The 5,692-nt window shown below is 73.3% G+C and carries 2 protein-coding genes; both read left to right on the plus strand.

Annotated elements, in window-relative coordinates; translation table 11 throughout:
• On the plus strand, positions 1-1,751 hold a 1,751-nt coding region (locus VF794_RS24510), incomplete at its 5' end, for a DEAD/DEAH box helicase (RefSeq protein WP_331114406.1).
• A gap of 99 nt (positions 1,752-1,850) precedes the next feature.
• The coding region (locus VF794_RS24515) for a tetratricopeptide repeat protein (protein WP_331114408.1) at positions 1,851-5,692 on the plus strand (3,842 nt) is incomplete at its 3' end.

A 5,692-nucleotide genomic window follows, 5' to 3' on the forward strand; every position in this document is an offset into this window, starting at 1 on the left:
CGGGCCAGCGTGTCATCGCCGAGCTGAGCACCCTGGAGAAGGCGCTGGGCAAGAGCGACTTCGCGGCCCAGAAGTCGCCGCTGGAGTCGATTGTCCGCTCGCTGCGCTCCATGCGGGTGAAGTCGCTCGAGGAGCTGGATCTCAACGTGCGTGGCCGGCTCATCACCACGCTCTTGCGTGTGCAGCGCCAGACCCGGCCGCCCATGCCGGAGGCCGGTGGGGAGACCCCGGCGGCCCCCGCGGGTGAGCCCGCGTCCGCCGAGGGCGCGACCGAGACGCCCGCGGCCACCGAGTCGGCGCCATCCGCCGAGGGCTCGGCCCCGGCGGAGCAGGCCGCGGGTGCGCCCGCCGAGGGTTCGGCTCCGGCTGCCCCGGCGGCGGATTCGCCCAAGGCGAAGTTCAACGCCTACGTGGACGTCATGTACCTGGTGGGCCGCGCCTGGCGCGCCACCGGGGATCAGGAGCGTGCCTCGGCGGCCTTCGCGCTGAGCGGGCGTGAGCCGCAGCCCGAGCGTGAGGAGCCCGCCGCGGCTCGTCCCGCTCCCACCACCGAGCGCCGTGAAGGCGGTCGCGAGGGTGACCGCCGAGAGCGTCGCGAGGGTGGCCGTGAGCGGCCCGAGCGTGGCGCTGGCGGAGAGCGTGGCGAGCGCCGTGAGCGGCCCGAGCGTGGCGCTGGTGGAGAGCGTGGCGAGCGCCGTGAGCGGCCCGAGCGTGGTGCTGGCGGAGAGCGCGAGCGCCGGCAGCCCCTGCCCGAGCTGACGGGCGACTGGAAGGAGCAGGCGACGCAACTCGAGGGCATGGGCCGCACCCGCGACGCGGCGCGCATGCACGAGCGCAACAACTCCTTCGCCGATGCCACCCGGCTCTTCGAGGCCGGTGGGGACGTGAAGAGCGCGCTGCGTACCGCGCTGGCGGGCAAGGACAACGACACCGCCCGCCGCCTGCTGGCGACGGTGCCCGCGGAGCAGCTCGCCCAGACGCTCGAGAAGGCCGGGGCCTACGAGCTGCTGATGGAGCACTACATCGGCAAGGGTGACTTCGAGAACGTCGCCCGGCTGTACGAGCGGGCCCGGCAGTTCGATCAGGCGGCGCTCGCCTACGAGCGCTCCGGGAAGCTGGCGCTGGCGCGCAAGGCGTACGAGCGCACCCGCGACTTCGCGGCGGCCAACCGCATTCGCGACCTCGAGGTGAAGGCCCTGGTGGAGCGCGGGGACCGGCTCGGCGCCGCCACGCTGCTGGTGAACGCCGGCCGCCGCCCGGAGGCGGTGGAGGTGCTCAGCCCGCTGCCGCCGCCCAAGTCCTTCCACTTCCTCCAGCGGCTGAAGCTGGAGGAGGAGGCCAAGGCGCTCGCCCAGAAGGAACTCGCCCGCGCCGAGGCGGAGAACAAGCCGGCCGGCCGCGCCCGGTGGCTGGAGCTGCTCGGGGAGGCCGCCACCGCGGCGACCCTCTACGAGGAGCTCGGCCGCAAGGAGAAGGCCATGGACCTGTACGAGCAGATCGGCCACCTGCCGAAGGCCGCGGCCCTGGCCGAGGAGCTCCAGCTGCGTGATCGGGCCGTCGCCCTGTACACGAAGCTCGGCGACACGGCCGGCGTGGAGCGCGCCCAGGCCCTGCCCGCCACTCCGCCCCCCAAGCGGCCCGCCGATGCCGCCGCGGCCGCTGAAGAGGCTGAAGAGACTGGCTCCGAGGGAACGACAGCTACCGAGCAAAGCTCGTCCGCTCCCGCTGCAAACAAGCAAGAAGGCCAATAATTCTCGACAGTTGGCGGGATTTACGCGATTGCGGGGGGCGGTGGGCGGGCGATACAGTGCCGCCTCCCGCCCCTTCTTTTTTCGTGAGGCCCGCCCTTCATGGACCAGCAGAACCTCCGTCGACCCGCTGAGCGTGTCGCCACCGATCGGCCTTTTGTCGAGGCGGAAGCGGCGCTCGAGAAGGCAGGCCGCGTCGAGGAGCTCATCCGGCTCTACGAGGGCCGCGCGCGCGAGACGCCCACCGCCGAGGCGGTGCGGGTCCTGGTCCGTGCGGGTCAGCTCGCCTACGAGCGGTTGCGCAATCCGGCCCGTTCCGAAGAGCTCCTGCGGCGCGCGCTGCTGATCGCCGAGGATCCCCGCCCCGTGCTGCGTGGGCTGAAGACGGTGTACGAGGCACGCCAGGACATGGTGGCGCTCGTCGAGGTCCTGGAGCAACTGGGCTCGCTGAGCGAGGGCGAGGAGAGCGCGGGCCATTTCCTCAAGGCGGCGAACCTCCACGAGCAGAAGCTCTTCCGGCGCGACCGCGCGGTGCTGTGTCTGCAGCGGGCCGCGGAAGCGAAGCCGGACCGCACCTCCTTCAAGCGCGCGCGCCAGCTCCTCATGACCGAGGATCGCTTCCAGCCCGTCTTCGAGCTGCTGGAGCGTGAGCGGTCCTCGCTGGGCGGCGAGGACATGGTGGAGGAGTACGTCACCTTCGCCGAGCGGCTGGTGGAGGACCCCACCGAGCACGTGCTCGCCCAGGAGGCACTGGCCGTCGCGCGGGAGCTGGATCCCCAGAACGCGCGGGTGGAGAAGGCCACGCAGACGCTCCAGCGCTTCGAGCAGACGTGGCGCGAGCGCGCACGCATGCTGCGCGGCATGTCCCTGGAGGAGCGCGACCGCAAGAGCGCGGCGCGGTTGTCTCTCCTCGTGGCCAAGCTGCACGCCTGGTACGAGCCGACCTCGGTGGACAAGGTGAAGGAGGCACTGGACCGCTGCTTCTTGCTGTGGCCCGGCATGCCCGAGGCCCTCAACCTCATCGAGCGCGTGTCCGAGCGCAATGGTGACTTCGTGCCAGCGCAGGCCTGGTTCGAGGCGCTGACGGGCGAGGCGCGCGAGCGCAACACCCAGGTGGACCTCTGGCTGCGGCTGGGCTCCCTGCGCCTGACCCGCCTCAATGACGTGGACGGGGCGCTCGCCGCCTTCGAGAAGGCCATCTCCATCGACCCGTCGCGCGCGGACGCGGCGAGCCTCGGCGCGGAGCTGCTGCTGGAGCAGGGCCGCACGGCGGACGCCCTGGCGCTGCTGGAGCGCCACCTGGTCACGGTGAAGGATCGCGGCTCGCAGGTGGCCCTGCGGCTGCGGCTGGCGGAACTCTGCCTCCAGCAGAAAGACGGCACGACGGCTCGGGGACACCTCGAGGCGGCGCTCAAGGTGGATCCGGCCAACGCGCTCGCGGCCTTCCAGCTCGCCCGCCTGATGGCGGAGAACGAGGAGCTGGAGGCGCTGGAGCCGCTGCTGGACCTGGCGATGCTCGCCCCGCGCTCTCGCGCCGAGCGCGTGGCCTTCTGCGAGGGGCTCGCGCTCCTCTACGAGGAGGCGGACAACGCGCGGGGTGCTTTCGAGGCGCTCGCGCGAGCCCTCGCGGTGGACCCGACCCGGCCCATGCTGCTGGACTCGGTGGTGGAGCAGGCGACGAAGGCCCAGGCGGAGCCCGCGCTCGCGGTGGCGCTGCGTCGGGCGGCCGTGGTCGCGCCCCCCGAGGCGGCCCTCACGCTGTGGCGTCAGCTCGCGCAGCTCCTCCAGGGGCCGCTGGCGGACCCCGCGGGCGCCGAGGCGGCCTGGCAGGAGGTGCTGGCGCGCGCGCCGGGTGACAGCGCGGCGCAAGAGGCCGTGAAGTCGCTCCGGTCCTCCGCGGCGCTCTCGGATGATCCCCGCTCGCGTCTGGAGGCGGAGATCGCCCGGCGCGAGGCTTCCGGCGTGGCTCCGGCCGAGCTGGAGCCGATGGTGCGCGAGCTGATGAAGCTCGCCCCCGACGATGCGGCCCCCGTGCGGCGCCTCCAGGCGCTGTGCGTGGCGCTGTCGAAGTTCGAGGAGGCCGCGGCGCTGGCTGGCAAGCTGGGGAAGCTGGCCGAGACGCAGGTGGAGCGCAGCGACTGGGCGGCTCGTCAGGCCCGTCTGTACGCCGAGCGCCTGAACCGGCCGCAGGATGCGGCGGGGCTCTTCCTCCAGCTGCTCGCGGAGAACGTCGCCACCGGCGTGGTGCTGGGCGGACTGGAGCGGCTCGCGTCGGGCGGCGTGCGCACGGCGGAGATCGCCGAGGCACTCGCCAACCACTACGGCCGCAACGGGGACCACCAGCGGCAGGTGTCCGCGATGCTCCAGCAGCTCGAGGCCACCCAGGAAGCGGCGGCGCGTCAGCGGCTGTACGGGCAGATCGCCAGCATCCACGAGAAGCAGCTCGCCGACAGCCGGGCGGCCTTCGACCTGCGCGTGAAGGCCGTGCGCGAGGCTCCCACCGACGAGGCGAACCGCGCCGACGCGGCGCGCCTGGCGCATGACCTGTCCGCCCACGCCGAGCTGGTGCGCGTGCTGCGCGCGCTGGCCACCGAGGCGGAGGCTCCGGCGCTGGCCGTGCAGCTCCTCTCCGAGGCGGCGAAGCTGGCCGACGACTCCGGGGCGCTCCCCGAGGCCATCGGCTCGCTGGAGACGGCGTTGCAGCGCGAGCCCGAGTCGCCCGAGGTGCTTGGCCGGCTCATCAAGCTGTACGGCAAGGCGGGCCGCGCCGCGGACGCGGACGCGCTGCTGCGCAAGCGCATCCAGACGGCTCCGAAGGCGGAGAAGGTGGAGCTGCAGATGCAGCTCGTGGAACTCAACGCCGGGCTGGGCCGCCCGCTCCAGGCCGCCGAGGCGCTCCAGGCCGCCATCCAAGCCGGTGCGGACGAGGTGCGTCACCTGCCTCGCCTGGCCGACCTGTACGAGAAGGCCAGCCGCAACACCGAGCTGGGTGAGGTGCTCGCGCGGCAGATCGCGCTCGCGGAGGACGCGGGCGACCTGGACCGCGTGGCGAGCCTGACGGTCAAGCGCGCGCAGGTGCTGAAGGACTCGTCGGGGGACCGCACGGACGTGGTGCGCAGCTTCGCGGACATCCTCCGCCAGCGTCCCTCCGATACGAATGCCCGTGGTGCGCTCGAGGAGATGCTCGCCTCCGGCAACACGCGCGAGGAGGCCGCCCGGGCGCTCATCCCCGCCTACGAGGCCTCCAAGGACCACCGCAAGCTGGTGGCCGCGCTGGACGTGCTCGCCGAGGTGGCGCGCGACGACGCCGCCCGCGTGCTGGCGCTCCGTCAGGCCGCGCAGGTGCACCTGACGCAGCTGCGGCAGCCGGAGCTGGCCTTCGCCTCGCTGGCCCGGGCCCTGCGCCTGGCTCCTGGTGACCTGCCCCTGCGCGCCGCCGCGCGCCAGGCCGCCGAGGACGCGGACTCGCTGGACGCCTACGCGGAAATCCTCATCGAGCTGACGGAGGAGGGCGGTGCGGGTTCCGCCCGGGCCGGCCTGCTGCGTGAGCTGGCCGAGGTCCAGGAGAAGAAGCTCGACGATCGGACCGCCGCGGTGTCCTCGCTCCGGTCCCTGCTGGCACTGGAGCCTGGCAACCTCGACTGCCTCCGCGCCCTTCAGCGCCTGCACCGCGCGGGCGAGGAGTGGGCCGCGCTCGCCGAGGTGCTGGAGAAGCTCGCCGCCGCCGCGCCGGAGCAGGCCGAGCAGCTCGTGCACCTGCGCGAGGCCGCCCTGCTGCACGAGTCGAAGCTGTCCGACAAGGAGAGCGCCGCCGCCGCGTGGCGCGCCATCGCCGAGCGGGATCCGCTCCAGCGCGAGGCCGCCGTCGCCCTGGACCGGCTCTACACCGAGCTGGAGCGCTCGAAGGACCTGGCGTGGGCGCTCGGTCTGCGCCGCACGCAGGA

The sequence above is a fragment of the Archangium sp. genome (assembly GCF_036389735.1).
Taxonomy (GTDB): domain Bacteria; phylum Myxococcota; class Myxococcia; order Myxococcales; family Myxococcaceae; genus Archangium.